The organism is Mycobacterium sp. IDUB_19, from assembly GCF_055419445.1.
On the sequence record NZ_JBVAXR010000002.1, the window covers coordinates 239,422 to 257,729 of the forward strand.

The following is an 18,308-nucleotide window of genomic DNA, read 5'->3' on the forward strand; positions in this document are numbered from 1 at the left end:
TTTCACTCAGGGTTATCAGTGCATGTTTGCGCGGGATACAAGCCCAATCGCGCGGGTGTATGCCTGTGGGGCAATACGTTTGATATTCCAGCCGATCTTGGCGTCGAGTTGTGGCATGCAGTACAGCTCGCCGCGATCGTGAGCGTCCAGGCAGGTTCGCGCCACCTTCTGCGCCGAGAGGCCGGTCCAGCGCATCAGTTTGGCGGCGAGCTCACCGGATTGCTCGGTGATGCGGCCCGATTCGACGATGTTGGTCTTGACGAACGTCGGGCACAGCACGGTGACCCGGATTGCGGTGCCGGACAATTCGGCGGCCAGCGTTTCGGAAAGCGAGAGAACACCGGCCTTGCTGACGTTGTAGGCGGCCATACCCGGGGCGGCGCCGAACGCGGCCGCCGAGGCGACGTTGATGATGCCGCGTGGGGCATGTGACGGCCCAGCCTCGCGCAGAATCGGGGTGAACACGTGGCAGCCGTGTATCGGACCCCACAAGTTGATGCCTAGGGTCCACGTCCAATCATCCAGGGGCACATCGCCGATCGCCGCGCCGCCGGCGCCGACACCGGCGTTGTTGACGACCAGGGTGGGTGCGGCCCCGAAGAAGGACTGTGCTTGGTCGGCCAGGGTGCTCACGTCGTCGAATCGCGAGACATCGCAGCGGACGGCCACTGCTGTGCCGCCTTGCTCGATAATCGCGTCGGCCGTGATCTGTGCGGCGGCTTCGTCGATGTCGCTGCACACCACCGTGCCCCCGCGGCGGCCGAGCTCGACGGCGAACGCGGCTCCGATGCCGCTGCCGGCCCCGGTCACCACCGCCAACGCGCTGTGGCTGGTGGATGTCGATTTGCCGAGCAGCTTGTCCAGCGGACCCAACATCGTCAGCCCACCTCGTCGGCCAGGGCGCGCGCATCCTGCAACGCGTGGGCGATGAAGCGTGCCACGTAGGCCATGGCCTTGGCGGCTTCTGGTGTCATGCGTGGAAGTGCCTGGAACACATGGACTTGGTGCGGCCACACTTGCAGCTCGCAGCGGCCGCCGGCCGCTTTGACGTCGGCGGCCAGCCGCCGCGCGTCGTCCTGCAGCATTTCGGCCCCACCGGCCTGAACCAGGGTCGGGGGCAGCATTGCTCCGCCAGCGATGTCGAGCGTCAACCGGGGGTGGGTGAGATCGATGCCCGCGTGATAGAGCGCGACCAGGCGGGCCGCGTCGCGCACCCGAATGGCGGGATCGGGGCGTATCCGCTCGCGGGCGCGCGACAGCGCGAATGTCATATCGATCAGCGGCGAGAACAACACCAGCGCGGCGGGGGAGTTCGCGGCGACCTCTGGCTGCAACAGCATGTCGACCGTCAGGTGGCCGCCCGCCGAATCACCGGCCACGACAATCTGTTTCGCCGGTACGCGGCATGTTGGCACCAGCCAGTCCCAACCCGCGCGGACGTCGTCGGCGGCGGTCGGGAAGCGATAGCGTGGTGCCAGCCGGTAGTCGACGCTGAACACCGGCAAGCCGGTCAGCGACGACAGCCAGGATGCCAACCGCCGGTGGGTTTTTGGCGAACACACGGCGTAGCCGCTGCCGTGCACGTAGTAGACCGCGCCGGCGTCGGTCGACGAGCGGGCTTGCCCGCGAGAAGAGCCGGCGCCCATCGGCCGAGCGTCGGTCGACGAGCGGGCTTGCCCGCGAGAAGAGCCGGCGCCCATCGGCCCAGCCTCGGTCGACGAACGCGAAGGCTCGCTCGTCGGCGTTCGCGGCCCGTACACCCATTCGCCCTTGACCCGGCGGCCGTCGGACAACCTGGTGTCGACCTGTTCAACGCGCGTGCCCGCCACCGACGGGCCGAAGGTGGCCATGACCCGCGCGATCATTCGGCGCGACAGCCAAATTCCCCACGCCCGCTCGGGCGGCACCAGCCCGCTGAACGGCCGCAATGTGTAGGTGCTTACCGCTGCCGCGCCGCGGGACCGCAATGACCCACGGGCCGGAACGACGTCCGCCATGCAACGGAGTCAACCGCAAATGGTGACATTCGTCAATGGCAGCTTTGGGGTGAGCGCACAAGGCGGGATGGGTCTCTCACACAATCCGGCGTTAGTGCTGCGGCAGCGGGCGGTTGCGCACCAGCGTCGGCCACCAGAACCACGGCCCGAGGATCCGCAGGATCGCCGGCACGACGAACGAACGCACGATCAGGGTGTCGAGCAGCAGGCCGATGCAGACGGTGGAACCCACCTGCCCGATCGTTCGCAGATCGCTTGTCAGCATTGCCAGCATCGTGAAGGCGAACACCAGACCCGCCGAGGTCACCACACCGCCCGTGCTTCCCAGCGCGCGGATCAGACCGGTGTGAATTCCGCCGTGCAGCTCCTCTTTGACCCTATTGATCAGCAGCAGGTTGTAGTCCGATCCGACCGCCACCAGGATGATGAACGTCAGCGGTAGGACGAGCCAGTGCAGGTGCAGGCCGATCAGGTGCTGCCAGACGAGTATGGACAACCCGAACGCCCCGGCGTAGGAAAAGGCCACCGTGCCGGGAATCACCAAGGCCGCCACCAGACTTCGCGTGATGAACATCATGATCAAGAAGATCAGCACGAAGGCGGCGATCGCCGCGATCAGCAGATCCGACGTGGCGTATTCCTTGATGTCCTTGTCGTTGGACCCCGAACCGCCGATGTATACCCGGGCGCCGGCCAGGGACGTCTCTTTCAGGATCGTTTTTATCGCGTCCGGAAACTGTTGTACATGCTCCACGCCTTCGGGGCCCATGGCGTCACCCTCGTGGGTGACGATGAACCGGGCCGCCTTCCCGTCCGGCGACATCATCAACTTCATGCCCGCCTTGAGGTCCTCGTTGTCGAAGGCCTCGTGCGGGATGTAGAAGAAATCGTCGCTGCGGGACTTGTCGAAGTCGTTGCCCACGTTGATCGAATCGTCGAATGTCTGCTCGGTCTGGGTGGCCTGCAGATCCGCCGAACCGTAACTGTTGACCAACTTCAACTGCAGTGCCTCGGTGTCGTCGGCGGTGGCTTTCAGTTGGGCGATGATCTGCGGGAAGGCCTTGTCGACCTCCTCGAGCGACATTTTGGTGCGGGTGATGTCTTCGGCCAAATGGTCGATGTGGTCGATCGTGTCGAATACCGATCTGAATGCCCAGCAGATGGGGATGTCGAAACAGTGCTTCTCCCAATAGAAGTAGCTCTTGATCGGACGGAAGAAGTCGTCGAGATTTGAGACTTCCTCGTTCATCTCCTGGGTGATCTTTTCCAGATCCTGAACGGTGAGCACGGTCTGGTGCAGCTCATCGGAGACCTTTTGGAAATAGCCGATCTCTTTCCGCAAGACCGCGACAGAGTGCGACTGGATCTCGGCCTGCGCATCGGTGTTGGAGTTCTGCTCCCTATTGAACGGGAGTTGTTGACCGTTGCCGCTGCCTTGCGTGGTGAACAGGTACGGGATGCTGGCGTGTTCGAGCGCGCGGCCCAACGGCCTGGTCATGCCCTGCACCATCGCCACACCGTGCAGCCGAATCAGCGCCCTGGCGACCCGGTCCAGCGAGATGAAGTCGGCCGAGTTGCGCATGTCGTGATCGGTCTCGACCATCAGCATCTCGGAGAACAGCTTGCTTTTGGGGAAATGCCGATCGGCCGCTTGGAAACCCAGGTTTGCGGGCGCATTGGCCGGCTGGTACTGGCGATCGTCGTAGTTCTGCCGATAGGTCGGCACGAAGATTGCTCCGAGCATCACAATGGCGGAGCTGGCCACCAGGATCGGCACCGGCCAGCGCACCACGCTCGCCCCGATCCGCCGATACAGACGTCCGTGGACGGTGGTTCTCGGGTCGAACATCCCGAAAAGGCTGCCGACGGTCAAGGCCGCCGGGCCCAGCGTCATCGCTGCCGCGATGGTGAACAGCATGGTGATCGCTACTGCCGGCCCCATGGTGTGGAAGTAGTTCAGGCGCGCGAACGTCAGGCAGTAACACGCACCGGCGATCGTCAGCCCGGAACCGATGATGATGGGCGCAACACCCTTGTACGCGATGTAGAAACTGTCTTCCCGGCTTTCGCCGGCCTGTCGCGCCTCGTGATAGCGACCCATAAGGAAGATGCCGTAATCCGTTCCGGCTCCCAGGGTTAGCGCGATGACGATGTTCACCGCGAACGACGAGAGTTCGATGTATCCGTAATGCCCGAGGGTCGAGATGATGCCCTTCGCGACGAGCATCTCGATGAGGACGCCGAGCAAGGGCACCAACAGGGTGGACGGGGTGCGGTACACCAGCAGCAGCATCACGATGATGAGGATGATCGTGACGATCGTGACGTTGTTCAGGCTCGCATTCGCGATAGCCAACGTGTCGGAGGCCAGCGGGGCCGCGCCGCTGACGTAGACCTTGAGCCCGGGCGGCGGGGTGTCCTTCTTGATGATGTCGCGGACGGCGTCCACCGACTGGTTGGCTTGAATCTGGCCGATGTCACCGGCGAGACGCAACAGCACATAGGTGGACTTGCCGTCGACGCTCTGCGCCCCCGCCGCGGTGAACGGCTTGCCCCACAAATCCATCACGTACTGCACGTGCTTGGTGTCGCGCTCGAGGCGGCGCATCAGATCGTCGTAGTACCGATGGTCCTGGTCTCCCAGTGGCCGGTTCGCCTCGAACACCACCATGGTCAAGTTGGTCGAGTTGGATTCGTGGAACTTTTCGCCGATGTGCAGCAGTGCCCGCTGTGAGGGCGCGTAGTGCGGGACCATCGGTCCGGCGAGTTCTTCTGCGACCCGTTCTACTTGGGGCATAAAGGTGTTCGTCGTGACCGCGAGAAGGCCCCAGAAGAAGATGATCGGTATCGCGAAGGCGCGGACCATCCTGGGGATGAAAGGGCGTTTGACGCGGGGCTCATCGGTGCGGTGCTCGCTCATGCCGATTTCACTCTGCACTGGACGTCGGCGTCCTGATGGTCACTCGACTGTTCATCGCGGACGACGCCATCCACCAGCATCCGGCAGCCCACCTGACCGCCACTCACGTGCACCGAGATGCTGCCGGACGCCACCGTTAGCGTGGTGGTCTCCGTGTGGCTCCACGGCAGTGTCGTGACATCAACCTGATGCGGGTGGCCGTCGATGTCAATGTAGACAAGCTTCCCGCCTTGCCCTGCGGAGCCGAACACCTCATAGGTGATCCGTTTGATGTTGAACTCATCGGGTGCCTGCGGACCGTTGACGGTGATGACCGGCTCCGGCTCGGAGAACTGGTGCACCTTGTGCATGCACAGCAGGCCCGCACCGACCGCAACGACCGCGACCAACGGCATCCACATTCGCGCCAGGACGGTCCTCCCGGCTGAACGCGGGCTCACTCGATCACCTTTTCGGGCTCCGGCCCCTGACCTTGTGCTCTCATCCCATCCCGCCCTCGCGCCGGTTCAGATAGTAGACGGTCGTGTGCCCAATGGCTTGGACTGATCGTCAAGACTAGCGGCTCTACGCGAAAAAACGAACACGATGATCACGGACGTTGCCATCCGCTGGTGCTCTCGGCAACAGGGACGAGCCCCGTCCTGAACTCACCGGGAATCCACGAAAACGGCAGCACGGCGAATCGCGATGCCCGGGGTTTTGCTGCAAGTAGTGCTGCCAGTGGAAAATGGCACGTGAGAGTGGGTGTGGATGTGGCCACGTGGCGTTGCGTTACGCCATTTTCCGCAAGCGCCCCTTCAGCCGTGCGCTGCTCACCATCCGCAGGCCCAGGTTTGTGGACGTGAGCATCGGAATCACTCCCAGGAATGTCCGCTCGGACGGTGTCGCCCCATGCAAATGGTAAAGACTGCCGAACACAAAAAAGCACCCCAACATGAACAACGCGGCGGGGATGCACAACGCCCGCAAAGAGCTGCGATCGGCGACGACCTGCTTTGCGAAGCTCACCTCGTCGGGCGACATGGGCTCGCCTTTGCGGACTTTATGGAGAACGGTCTTGGCGCTGCCAATTTCTTCGCTGATCGGAGCAGGTACTCGGCGTTCCATTCGCGCGACGAACACCGTAGCAACGGCTACCAACACCAGAGCCAGGGCGAGGGCAAGGACGGTCAGCAATCCATACAGACCCTGGGCCATTACCTCGCTCCTTTTCCGTGCGGTCGCTCCCGGTTGTGGACGCGATCGATCACTAGCTTAGGCCCGCGCGTGTCGTGCGGGGAATGGTGTGCGCCCCGCGTTCGGTCAGGCGGCGGTAACGGTTCGGGCTCGTTTCGGTTATACCGCCGCACGTCGGGCGCTGCCGCGGAGCGCGTGGTTCAACAATGCGGGGCATGACGCAATCGCGGAAGTCCGACGATGGCGCGTGAGATCTCGCGGCAGACGTTTCTGCGTGGTGCCGCCGGAGCGTTAGCGGCCGGTGCAATGCTCGGATCGGGCCGACTCGGTTCGGTCCCGGCTGCCGCCGCACCGAATGCCACTGGCTGGGACGGACTTTCGAGCGCCCTCGGCGGTAAGGTGCTACTCCCGGACAGTCCCCAATTCGGGGCCGCCAAGCAGGTGTTCAACACCAACTACAACGGCTTTAGTCCGGCGGCGATCGTCACCCCCACATCGGCGGCGGACGTGCAAAAGGCGATGGCATTCGCGGCCGCCAACCACCTCAAGGTCGCGCCGCGCAGCGGTGGGCACTCGTATATCGGCGCGTCTACGGCGAACGGCGCCATGGTGTTTGACCTGCGCCAGCTGCCCGGCGGAATCAACTTCGACGCCGCTACCGGCCAGGTCACGGTGACGCCGGCGACGAGTCTGTATTCGATGCACGAGACGCTGGCCGGTGCCGGCCGTGGCCTGCCGACGGGTACTTGCCCGTCGGTCGGTGCGGCGGGACACGCCCTGGGCGGCGGGATGGGCGCCGATTCCCGGCACGCCGGACTGCTCTGCGACCAGTTGACGTCGGCCACCGTCGTGGTACCTGGCGGCCAGGCGGTTACCGCGTCTGCCAACAGCAACCCCGACCTGTTCTGGGCGCTGCGCGGCGGCGGTGGCGGCAACTTCGGGGTGACCACTTCGATGACCTTCAACACTTTTGCCACCCACGACGTCGACGCCGTGAACCTCAACTTCCCGCCGCAGTCGTTCGCGCAGGTTCTCGTCGGTTGGGCGAATTGGCTGCGCACCGCCGACCGAAACAGCTGGGCGTTGGCCGACAGCACCAACGACGGCACGGGTTCGCAATGTCGGATTCTCGCCACCTGCCCGGCCGGGTCGGGTCCCAGCGTGGCGAATGCCATCATCGCTGCCGTCGGGATACAGCCGACCGGAACCGAGAACCACACGTTCAACCGCATGGACCTGGTGAGGTATCTGGCCGTCAACAACCTCAACCCGGCCCCGCTCGGCTACGTCGGCGGATCGGATGTCTTTCCGAGTCTCACCCCGGCCGCCGCGCAGGGAATCGCCGCCGCGGTCAACGCTTTTCCGCGCGGCGCGGGCCGCATGCTGGCCATCATGCACGCCCTCGACGGTGCGCTGGCGACCGTGGCACCGGGGGCCACCGCGTTTCCGTGGCGCCGGCAGACCGCGCTGGTGCAGTGGTACGTCGAGACCGGCGACCCGGCGGCCGCAACGAACTGGCTCAGCACGGCTCACCAAGCGGTGCAAGCGTATTCGGTAGGCGGCTATGTGAACTACATCGAGGCAAACCAGCCACCCGCGCGCTACTTCGGCCAGAACCTCTCCCGGCTGTCCGCGGTACGACAGAAGGTCGACCCCGGCCGCGTCATGTTCTCCGGTCTGAACTACTAGCCGCCTCGAGTGCGCGATGACGGCGTCGAGTGTGCGCTCAGGGCGCCGTCACTACACACCGATAGCCGTGAGTTCACACTCGACACGGGGTGCCGACCTGATTACGCGGTGCCGACCTGGCGGACGATCGCCTTCTTGTCGATCTTTCCGATCGGCGTGGTGGGCAGCGCCGGCATCGCGACCAACATGTCCGGCCGCGAGTGCGCGGCGACACCGCGCCGGTCAAGATATGCGTTCAACTCGGCAAGGCCGATCGGCTCGCCGGTGAAAACAACTGCGGCACAGATCTTTTCACCCAGATAGGGATCCGGCAGCGGCACCGCGGCGGCCGAGAAAATCGTCGGGTGACTCAGCATCTGCTCTTCTAAGTCTTGGGCGGCGATCGTTTCACCCGCGCGGGTGATGACGTCCTTGACCCGGCCGGTGACCACCAGGTTGCCGTCGTCTCGTCGACGGACCAGATCGCCGCTGCGGTAGAAGCCGTCGGGGTCGAAGCTGCGTTGGTTGTCGCGCTCGGCCCGGAAGTAGCCGTTGAGCGTGTAGGGGCCGCGCACCAGCAGCTCGCCCTCTTCGCCGGGTGTTACCTGCTCACCCGCGCCGTCAACGATCCGCAGTTCGTCGGCCGCGCACAGTGGCCGGCCCTGAGTGTGTTCGATCACGTCGGCCGGATCGTCGAGGCGGGTGTAGTTCAGCAGCCCCTCGGCCATCCCGAACACCTGCTGCAGGCCCGGAGTCAGCGTCTGACGAATCCGGCGGGCGTCGTCGGGCTCCAACCGAGCCCCGCCAACCTGCAAGAGCCGCAATGTCTTTGGGGTGACCGGCTCCCAGTCGCAGGCTTGTGCCCACAGTTTGGCCAATGCGGGGACCAGGGCGGCGACCGTGACGCCATGGCGCGCGATCGTGTCGAAGGCGGCCTCGGGGCTGGGATCGGTGCCGAACACCGTGGTGGCGCCCACCGTCATCGCGCCGAGCAGGCCCGGACAGGCCAGCGGGAAGTTGTGGCCCGCCGACAACACGACCAGATAGACGTCGTCGGAGCGCAGGCCGCAGATCTCGGCGCTCGCGGCCGCGTTGAACACGTAGTCGTCGTGCGTGCGGGGGATCAGCTTGGGCAGTCCGGTGGTGCCGCCGGAAACCAGCAGCAGCGCAGGCGATCCCGGGTCGGCCGTTGGACGAGGCTCGGTGTCGGCGGCGGACTCGCAGAGCTGGGCCCATGACACGAACGACTCGGGATCGCCATCGACGATGACGTGCCGCAGGCCCGGGTGCTGCTGCACAAGATCGCGCGCCATGGCGCGGTAGTCGAAACCGTTTGCGGTATCGGTGATCAGGAGCCCGGTGGCCTGGCTGACCGCCGCGAAGCGGCCCAACTCCGCGGCGCGATGGCCCGGCAGACACATCACCGGGGTCGCCCCGGCCCGCAACAGTCCGAACAGCGCCACCGCGAACTGCGAGCCGTTGGGGAGTTGCAGCAGAATGCGGTCGCCCGGCGCGATGCCCAGAGCACGCAGCCCCGCGGCGGCGCGGCGTGCCCGCTCGTCGAGTTCGGCGAACGTCATACCCCGGTCGGCGCGCGCGTCGAGCACCGCGACTTTGTCCGCCCAGCGCGCGGCCGCCTCGGTCAGGACGGAGTCCAGGGGTCGGCCCGCCCAATAGCCAGCCGCTCGATAGGTGGCAGCCCGGTCGGTGGGGAACGGCACAAAACCCGCTACGGGCTGCGCTGTGTTCGGGATCACCGGGGCTCCTTAAGGGGGGCTTGGTAGCAAAGGCGTCGGGATAAAGGATAGGGTAACCAAACCAAATTAGGGCAGCCTGTGCTAATTCAGGAGGAGAGTCGTGGTGCGTGCCCCCGCGGGCTCGGAGGACATCCGTGCGGAGGTAGCCGAACTGCTCGGCGTCGGTGTTGACGCTGTTCAGCCAGCTGACAACCTGATCAGCCAGGGCCTGGACTCGATCCGGATGATGTCGCTTGCCGGTCGTTGGCGCCGCCGGGGCATCGACGTCGACTTCGCCACGCTGTCTGCCACGCCGACGATCGAGGCCTGGTCGAAGCTGGTAGCAGCCGCGGGCTCACGGGCTGCCGACGCCGACGAGCGGGCCCCCGATAGCGACGGCGCCGACGCATCCGGCGAGCCGTTTCCGCTCGCCCCGATGCAGCACGCGATGTGGGTGGGCCGCCACGACAACCAGCAGTTCGGCGGGGTCGCCGGGCACCTGTATGTGGAGTTTGACGGTGGGCCGATCGATCCGGTCCGACTGCGAGCGGCGGCCACCCGGCTGGCGATTCGTCACCCGATGCTGCGCGTGCGGTTCCTGCCCGACGGCACGCAGCGCATCGCCGCGGCCGACGAGTGCGGAGAGTTCCCCGTGGTCGTCGAGGATCTGCGGCACCTGGACGCGGATCGGGTCGCCGAGCGGCTCGACGCGATCCGGGACGAAAAGTCGCATCAGCAGCTCGGCGGCGCGGTGTTCGAACTCGCGCTGACGCTGTCCCCCGCAAGCGGGCGGTGCCCCCAGCCCGGGTGGCGCTCGCGGCTGCACGTCGATCTGGACATGCAGGCGGCCGACGCGATGAGCTACCGCACTCTGATGTCCGACCTTGCCGCCCTCTACCGCGGTCGCGATTTACCCGAATTGGGCTACACCTACCGGGAATACCGTCAAGCCGTGGTGCGCGACGAGGAGCGTCCACAGCCGGCTCGCGATGCCGCCCGACAGTGGTGGGCGCAACGTATCCCGCAGTTGCCCGACCCGCCGATGCCGCCCGTGCTCGGGGGCCGAGACTCACGGCGCGGAACGCGTCGCTGGCACTGGCTGGACTCGGCGACTCGCGACGCCCTGTTCTCCCGCGCGCGAGCGCGGGGAATCACGCCGGCGATGGCGCTGGCCGCCGCGTTCGCCAATGTCCTGGCCCGCTGGTCGGCCACCTCGCGGTTCTTGCTGAACGTCCCGCTGTTCGGGCGGCAGGCGCTGCACGCCGACGTCGACTTGTTGGTTGGCGACTTCACTTCGTCGCTGTTACTCGACGTCGATCTGACGGGCGCAGCAACCCCCGCGCAGCGGGCGCGGGCGGTGCAGGATGCCATGCAGACCGCCGCCGCGCACTCCGCCTACTCCGGGCTGTCCGTGCTGCGCGATCTGAGTCGCCACCGCGGCACCCAGGTGCTGGCGCCGGTCGTCTTCACCAGTGCGCTGGGACTCGGAGAACTGTTCAGTGCTGACGTCACAGAGCAATTCGGCACACCCGGATGGATCATCTCCCAGGGCCCGCAGGTGTTACTGGACGCTCAGGTCACTGAGTTCGACGGCGGAGTGCTGGTGAACTGGGACGTGCGCGACGGCGTTTTCGCGCCGGGCGTCATCGATGCGATGTTCGCTGACCAAGTCGACGAGCTACTGCGATTGGCTTCCGGCGACGAACCGTGGGAGCTCGCGGGCCCGTCGGCGCTGCCCGCCGAACAGTGCGCGGTGCGTGACGCGGTGAACAGCCGCACCGCCGAGCCCAGCGGAGAGGCGTTGCACGACGGGTTCTTCCGGCAGGCCGAGCAGCGGCCCGATGCTCCCGCGGTGTTTTCCAGTTCCGGTGACCTCACTTATGCGCAGTTGCGTGATCGGGTGCTGGCAGTGGTCGCGGCATTGCGTGCGGCCGGGGTCGAGGCCGGCGACACGGTCGCGGTGGTCGGCCCGAAGTCCGCCGAGCAGGTGCCCGCGGTGTTGGGCATCCTGGCGGCCGGCGCGGCCTATCTACCGATCGGCGTCGATCAACCCCGCGAGCGCGCGGAGCGCATCCTGCAAACCGGAGGCGTGCGGCTGGCCCTGGTCTGCGGCGGACAGCAGCCGTCGTTGCCGGTGCCCGCGCTGACGCTTGCCGACGTGCTCGCCGACGTGACGGCCGGCGCCGAGATTCAGTCTGTGAGAGTCGATCCCGCCGACCTCGCCTACGTCTTGTTCACTTCGGGCTCGACCGGTGAACCCAAAGGTGTCGAGGTGACACACGACGCCGCCATGAACACGGTGGAATTCATCGGCCATCACTTCGAGATCGGGCCGCAGGATCGATGCCTGGCCCTGTCGACGCTGGAAGGCGACATTTCGGTGATGGACCTCTTCGTCACCTTGCGGACGGGCGGGTCGATCGTCGTGGTCGACGAGGCGCAACGCCGCGATCCTGACGCGTGGGCCCGGCTGATCGACCTCCACCACATCACCGTGCTGCATTTCATGCCGGGTTGGCTGGAGATGCTGATCGAGGTGGCCGGCGGGGGACTCTCGTCGGTACGGGTGATTCCCACCGGTGGCGACTGGGTGCGGCCCGAGTTGGCTCGCCGCTTTGCGGCCGAGGCACCCAATGTGCGGTTCGCCGGCCTGGGTGGTGCGACCGAAACCCCGGTCCACAACACGATTTTCGAGGTGCTCGACGCTGCCGCGCTGCCGGCGGACTGGACCGCCCTGCCCTTTGGGACGCCGCTTGTCAACAACGCGTGCCGTGTCGTCAGCGACACCGGCGACGACTGCCCCGACTGGGTGCCCGGTGAGTTCTGGGTATCGGGCCGCGGCATCGCGCGCGGTTACCGCGGTCGTCCCGATCTCACCGCGGAGCGATTCGTCGAGCATGACGGCCGACGCTGGTATCGCACGGGTGATTTGGCCAGGTATTGGCCGGACGGCACGCTGGAGTTCGTCGGCCGCGCCGACCACCGGATCAAGATCAGCGGGTACCGGGTCGAGCTCGGCGAGGTCGAGGCCGCGATACGGCGGTTGCCGGGAGTGCGAATCGCGTTGGCGGCCTTGCTGTCCGGGTCGGGCGGATCCGAGGTACTGGCCGCGGCCGTCTGTGCGGAGGCATCTGGCGACACCGAGCCAACTCCCGAGCAGATTCGCGATGCTCTCGTCGATGTCCTTCCCACGCATATGATTCCGCGTCACGTACTGCTGGTGGAGAACATTCCGTTCACCGATGCCGGGAAGATCGACCGCCGCGTCGTCGCCGGGCAACTGGCCGCCGCCGTCTCCGGCTCGGACACCGACACACCCGGCTACCGGGCGCCATCGACGGCACTGGAATCCGCGCTTGCCGGCATCGTCGCGGAATTGCTCGGCCTGGATAGGGTCGGTCTCGACGACGACTTCTTCGCCCTCGGCGGCGATTCGGTGCTTGCCACCCAAGCGGTGGCTCGAATCCGCAGCTGGCTGGACAGCCCGGATGTGATGGTCGCCGACGTCTTCGCCAACCGAACCGTATCGGCGCTGGCCGGGTTGCTCGGTCGCCGCGAGCGCGACCCCGGCCGGCTGGACCAGGTCGCCGAGTTGTATCTGGAGGTTATCGGCATGGACGCTGACTTGGTTCTGGACGCAACTGATCAATCCGCAAACTATGAAGCGGCACAATGACATTCCGTGACCTGATTAGCATGCCTGCCACGTTTCCGTCCTGGGTCAAGCTCGTCCCGGGGCGAGACGAAAAGCAGGCCGCGGGAGCCACTGTGGTCTTCCCGCACGCCGGGGCCGCCGCCGCGAGCTACCGGCTGCTGGCCGCCGCGCTGGCCGCCGGCGGCGACACCTACATCGTGCAGTACCCGCGGCGCGCCGACCGGCTCGCCGAACCTGCTCACGAAACCGTGCATGACCTCGCCCTCGGACTCTTCGCGGCCGGGCCGTGGCGCAGCGTCGCACCGTTGCGGTTGTTCGGCCACAGCATGGGCGCCGTCGTGGCGTTCGAATTCGCCCGGGTGGCCGAAGAGAACGACGTCGCCGTGCAGATGCTGTGGGCGTCCGCGGGTCCGCCGCCGTGCGTGGTGGCCGACCTGCCCGAGCTGCCGACCAGCGATGACGGAGTGCTGGCCGACATCGCCGATCTGGGCGGTACCGATCCCGAACTGCTTGCCGACGAAGAGTTCTCCGAACTGCTCACCACCGCGATGCGAGCCGACTACCAGGCGTTCAATCGTTACGACCCCAGTCCCGACATCCGCATTGGTGCCGACATCCACGTCCTCGGCGGCCGCGACGATCACCGCATCGGGATCGAAGTGCTGCGGCGGTGGGAGAGGCACACCGCCGGGACGTTTGCGCTGTCGCTCTACGACGGCGGGCACTTCTACGTCTATGACCACGTCGACGCGATCGCCGCACAGGTGAATGCCGATGTCTGACAATGGAGTCGAACCTGAAGGTGCCGACCCGGTCGTTATCGTCGGGATGGCCGTCGAAGCGCCCGGCGGCATCGACACCGCCGACAGCTACTGGGACCTGTTGGCGCACGGCCGTGAAGCGCTGGGCCCGTTCCCGGCCGACCGCGGCTGGTCGGTCGCGGAGCTGCTCGCCGGATCACGTCGCAGCGGATTCAAACAGATCCACGACCGCGGTGGATTCCTCTGCGGGGCAGCTACATTCGACCCGGAATTCTTCGGCATCTCGCCGCGCGAGGCGATCGCGATGGACCCGCAGCAGCGGGTGACGCTGCGGGTGTCGTGGCGCGCGCTGGAGAATAGCGGCATCAATCCCGACGACCTTGCCGGCCATGACGTGGGCTGCTATGTCGGCGCATCCATGACGGGGTATGGCCCCGAGATGGCCGAGTTCTCCCGGCACAGTGGTCATCTGCTCGCCGGGACGGCGCTGAGCGTGATTTCCGGCCGGGTCGCGTACACGTTGGGGCTGACCGGCCCGGCGCTCACCCTCGATTCCTCGTGCGCATCGGCGCTGGTGGCCTTCCACGTCGCGGTGCGTGCCCTCAAGGACGGCGACTGCGACCTGGCGCTGGCCGGCGGAGTCAATGTGCTGGGCTCACCCGGCTTCTTCGTCGAGTTCTCCAAGCAGCATGCCCTCTCCGACGACGGCTACTGCCGTCCGTACAGCGCGCAGGCCAGCGGAACGGTGTGGGCAGAGGGATCGGCAATGTTTGTGCTGCAACGTAAATCGGCAGCGCTGCGGGCCGGCCGGCAGATCATGGCCGAAGTCCGCGCTACCGCGGTCAATCAGGACGGCCGCAGCGCCGGCCTGTCCGCCCCCAGTGAGGACGCACAGGTCCGGCTGTTCCGCCGGGCCATCACCCAGGCCGGGATCAAGCCCGCGGAAGTCGGGATGATCGAGGGCCACGGCACCGGTACCCGGCTCGGCGACCGCACCGAACTACGTTCGCTGGCAGAGACTTACGGCGACACCGAACCTGGAGTCGGAGCTCTGCTTGGTTCGGTGAAATCCAATGTGGGCCACTCGCTGGCCGCTGCCGGCGCACTCGGCCTGGCCAAAGTTCTCGTCTCGGCCGAACACGGCGCCATCCCGGCCACCCTGCACGCCGCCGAAGCCAGTCCCGAAATCGAGTGGGAAAGCCAAGGATTGCGTCTGGCGCAGAGCTTGACGCCGTGGCCGGCGATCGCCGGACAGCGCACGGCCGTGGCATCGGCGTTCGGGATCGCGGGCACCAACGCACATCTGATCGTCTCAGTGCCTGAGGTCGCATAGTGCTCGATCACGTGTTACCCGATGGTCGCGTCCCGGTGTTGCTCACCTCGCACGACAAGGAACTCGTCCGCCCGGATGCGGCGGCGATCCTGGACTACCTCGATCGCAACGCGTCCAACGCACCGGATGTCGCGGCGGCGGTTGCGTCGACCCTGCTGCGGCTGCGGCGGGTGCGACGGCACCGAGCGGTGCTGCGGGCCGCCGACCGGACCGAGCTCGTCGACGGCTTGTCCGCGCTCGCCCGTGCTGAAGAGCACCCCCTGATCAGCTGGTCGTCGCAGAGCTCGACGCCGCGAATCGCGTTCGTGTTTCCGGGACAAGGCAATCAATGGCAGGCGATGGGAGCCGACGCCTACCGGCGCCTGCCTACCTACCGGGCGACCGCCGACGAGTGCGGGCAGGCGTTCGTCGCCGCCGGGTTGCCGTCACCACTGCCGTACCTGGTGGGCGAGGTGGAGCAGAGCTGGTCGCGCACGGAGATTCAGGGAGCACAGTTCACGCATGCGGTCTCGCTGGCCGCGGCGTGGCGAGACTGCGGCGTGGTTCCCGAGGTCACCATCGGGCACAGCCTCGGCGAGGTGGCGGCCGCGTACGTGGCCGCAACGATCACGCTGCCGGATGCGGTCACCTTGGTAGGCGCGCGCGCGACCGTTGTCGACCGGCTGACCGGCCGCTACGCGATGGCGGTGCTGGGAGTCGGCCTCGACGGGGCGGAGTCGGTGCTGGCCGATGCGCCGGGGTGGCTCGAAGTTTCGGCGGTCAACGGGCCGTCGTCGACCGTGGTGTCCGGTGACCAGGACGCCGTGGCCGCCGCGGTGCAACTGGCCGGGCGGCGAGGCATCTTCAATCACCAGCTGTCCGTGGACTATCCGGGCCACACCAGTGCGCTACGGGCGTTGCGCACCCCGCTGATCGAACTGATCCCCGAGTCGGCCTTCCGGCGCGGAGCTGCGCGCTTCATTGGATCCACCTTCGGTGACGAGGTGGACGGCGACGTCGACTTCTCCGAGTACTGGTATGAGAACCTCTGCGGCACGGTGCGATTCGATCGGGCGGTGCGACGTGCCCAAAAGGACGGTATGGACACGTTCGTGGAGCTGTCCGCGCACCCGTCGCTGCTGTATCCGCTCGCCGACATCGTCGACGACGAGTCGGCCGTGATCGTCGGATCTGGGCACCGCGACAAATCCATCACCGACTCGCTGTCGGCGAGCATCGCCGCCGTCGCGACCGCTGAACCCGGCAGCCCGTGGGCCAATGCCGTCCCGGGCGGTGTCCAGCCGCCGCTGCGCGGCTTCCCGAACGCGCCGATGCGGGCGGAGCATCTGTGGGTGACACCGGAACCGCTGACCGACACGGTGCCGGTTCCAGCGCTTACCGCCGCCGTCGAGGACTGGCAGCAGGTGACATCAGCGAGCCCGGTCAGCGCAACGCGTTGCACCATCGGGTTTTTCGGTGAGGCCGCGGCAGGCGCATTGACCCAGCAGCTGATCGACGCCGTTGCCACGCACGACGGTTGCCAGGCAGTGCCGCTGGGCGAGGCGCAAGTCGTCGCGGTGATCGCCCCGGAGCTCGACCAGCTGGATGCGCTTGCCGCAATCGAGCAGATCGCCGGCCGCGCCGATGCGGGCCTGCCCGACTACGCCGCGGTCATCGGTCCACGATGCCGGGCCGTGTGGTTGCTCACCGTCGGTGCCGAGCACGTCGATTCCGACCAGCCCCACGTCTCGCCGGCGCAGGCGGCGCTGGCCGCGATGCATCGCAGCGTCGGCTTCGAATTCCCCGACCAGACGTTCGGGCACCTGGACCTTCCCAGCCGCGACGTCAACCCCGAGACCGCACTCGCGGTCGTCGACGTGCTGCTCGGTGACGACGCCGAGGTCGCCTTACGAGGAACCGAATCGCCGCGGCGCCATGTCCGGACCTTCCGGGAATGCCGCGAATCGGCAACCAGTCGGCCGCTGGACGCCGCTGCGCTGGACAACGTGGTGATCACCGGCGGCAGCGGAGCCATCGGCCTGCGGTACGCGCGGTACTGCATCGAGCACGGAGCCCGCACGGTCACCCTGTTGAGCCGCAACGGCGTTGATGCCGACGCGCTGGCGCGGCTCGCGGAAAATTCCGATGCGGTGGTCCGGGCCCCGCTGTGCGACATCACCGACCGTGCCGCCGTGTCCACCGTCGCCGCCGAATATGCCGGCCCCGGTGCGTCATTGCTGATCCACACCGCCGGTATCGCCAAAGCCGTTGCGCGCGCCGATCTCGCCGGAATGGATGTGGCGGAGGTCTGTGCCGCGAAGGTTCGGGGGCTGGCGCTGCTGGCCGACGTGTGGCCGGCGCGGCCCGACAGCCGGATACTGGCCTGCTCGTCCGTGTTTGGCGTATGGGGCGGTTACAACCACGCGGCCTACGCGGCATCCAACCGGATGCTCGACGTGCTGGCCGCGCAGCTGCGTGCCAGAGGCCGGGACTGCATGGCGGTTCGATGGGGACTGTGGCGGGCCGCCGGGGTAGTGGCGGCCAACGAGATCACCCGCACCGAGCGTTCCGGCCTGATTGCCATGGAACCCGAACTGGCGATAGAAGCCAGCCTGAACCGCTACGTCGGTGATCCACTGATTTTCGACGCGGACTTCGAGCGGCTCGCGGTCTTCTTCGAAAGCCAGGGAATGCCAATGCCGTTCAGCGGTCCAGGCAGCAACGACAGCCCCGAGAGTGACGACGACTCGGATGCGAAGCCGGTCGCCGACGTGGTGCGCGCCGAGCTGGCCGCGACCTTGCACTTGGGTGATTCGTCATCGATTGACCTGAGTGCGTCACTGATCGACCTCGGGGTGGACTCGCTGCTCGCGCTCGATCTGCGCAAGCGGCTGCGCCGGACGGTGGGGAGCTCGGTTCCGGTGGCACGCATGCTCGGCGGCATCACCGTGCACGAATTGATCGATGCGTTGGGCGTTGGCTCAACCGGCGGGCCGACGGCGCCGCCGAGGTTGGAAGCCACCGCCCCTCCGATCGGGGCGCACCACTCGACGCTCGCGATGCTAGAAAGGTTGGACTCCTAG

Annotated in this window: 11 protein-coding genes; 5 read left to right on the top strand and 6 right to left on the bottom strand. The window is 66.7% G+C overall.

Features of this window, described 5'->3' with window-relative positions:
- Positions 1-15: 15 nt before the first annotated feature.
- From ACZY0B_RS03510 to ACZY0B_RS03530, 5 genes are all read right to left on the bottom strand, one after another.
- Positions 16-876: an SDR family NAD(P)-dependent oxidoreductase gene (locus ACZY0B_RS03510; RefSeq protein WP_463762589.1), complete on the bottom strand. Its 861-nt coding sequence runs from the start codon at positions 874-876 to the stop codon at positions 16-18.
- Between the two features lie 2 nt (positions 877-878).
- Complete coding sequence (locus ACZY0B_RS03515; RefSeq protein ID WP_463762590.1) at positions 879-1,997, bottom strand: alpha/beta hydrolase; 1,119 nt, start codon at positions 1,995-1,997, stop codon at positions 879-881.
- A 91-nt stretch (positions 1,998-2,088) separates the two neighbouring features.
- The gene (locus ACZY0B_RS03520; protein ID WP_463762591.1) at positions 2,089-4,917 is read right to left on the bottom strand and encodes an MMPL/RND family transporter; all 2,829 of its coding nucleotides are present in this window, start codon (positions 4,915-4,917) and stop codon (positions 2,089-2,091) included.
- A complete protein-coding gene (locus ACZY0B_RS03525; RefSeq protein ID WP_463762646.1) occupies positions 4,914-5,312 on the bottom strand; it encodes an MmpS family transport accessory protein in 399 nt (132 codons plus the stop codon). The genes ACZY0B_RS03520 and ACZY0B_RS03525 overlap by 4 nt, the downstream gene beginning before the upstream one ends.
- Before the next feature lie 376 nt (positions 5,313-5,688).
- Complete coding sequence (locus ACZY0B_RS03530; RefSeq protein ID WP_463762592.1) at positions 5,689-6,114, bottom strand: hypothetical protein; 426 nt, start codon at positions 6,112-6,114, stop codon at positions 5,689-5,691.
- A gap of 219 nt (positions 6,115-6,333) precedes the next feature.
- On the opposite strand from ACZY0B_RS03530, the gene ACZY0B_RS03535 reads away from it, so the two are divergent.
- A complete protein-coding gene (locus ACZY0B_RS03535) occupies positions 6,334-7,782 on the top strand; it encodes an FAD-binding oxidoreductase (RefSeq protein ID WP_463762593.1) in 1,449 nt (482 codons plus the stop codon).
- Between the two features lie 101 nt (positions 7,783-7,883).
- Here ACZY0B_RS03535 and ACZY0B_RS03540 read toward each other — a convergent pair whose 3' ends face one another.
- Positions 7,884-9,518 (bottom strand): (2,3-dihydroxybenzoyl)adenylate synthase, encoded by a 1,635-nt coding sequence (locus tag ACZY0B_RS03540; RefSeq protein ID WP_463762594.1) that lies wholly within the window; start codon positions 9,516-9,518, stop codon positions 7,884-7,886.
- A 100-nt stretch (positions 9,519-9,618) separates the two neighbouring features.
- On the opposite strand from ACZY0B_RS03540, the gene ACZY0B_RS03545 reads away from it, so the two are divergent.
- Genes ACZY0B_RS03545 through mbtD form a run of 4 tightly spaced genes read left to right on the top strand, consistent with a single transcriptional unit; the run spans position 9,619 to position 18,308 of the window.
- Positions 9,619-13,173: a non-ribosomal peptide synthetase gene (locus ACZY0B_RS03545; protein ID WP_463762595.1), complete on the top strand. Its 3,555-nt coding sequence runs from the start codon at positions 9,619-9,621 to the stop codon at positions 13,171-13,173.
- Between the two features lie 20 nt (positions 13,174-13,193).
- Positions 13,194-13,934 (top strand): thioesterase II family protein, encoded by a 741-nt coding sequence (locus ACZY0B_RS03550; RefSeq protein WP_463762596.1) that lies wholly within the window; start codon positions 13,194-13,196, stop codon positions 13,932-13,934.
- On the top strand, positions 13,921-15,246 hold the full coding sequence (locus ACZY0B_RS03555; protein ID WP_463762597.1) for a beta-ketoacyl [acyl carrier protein] synthase domain-containing protein: 1,326 nt from the start codon (positions 13,921-13,923) through the stop codon (positions 15,244-15,246). The genes ACZY0B_RS03550 and ACZY0B_RS03555 overlap by 14 nt, the downstream gene beginning before the upstream one ends.
- Complete coding sequence (mbtD, locus tag ACZY0B_RS03560; RefSeq protein WP_463762598.1) at positions 15,246-18,308, top strand: mycobactin polyketide synthase MbtD; 3,063 nt, start codon at positions 15,246-15,248, stop codon at positions 18,306-18,308. Before ACZY0B_RS03555 ends, mbtD begins: the two co-directional genes overlap by 1 nt.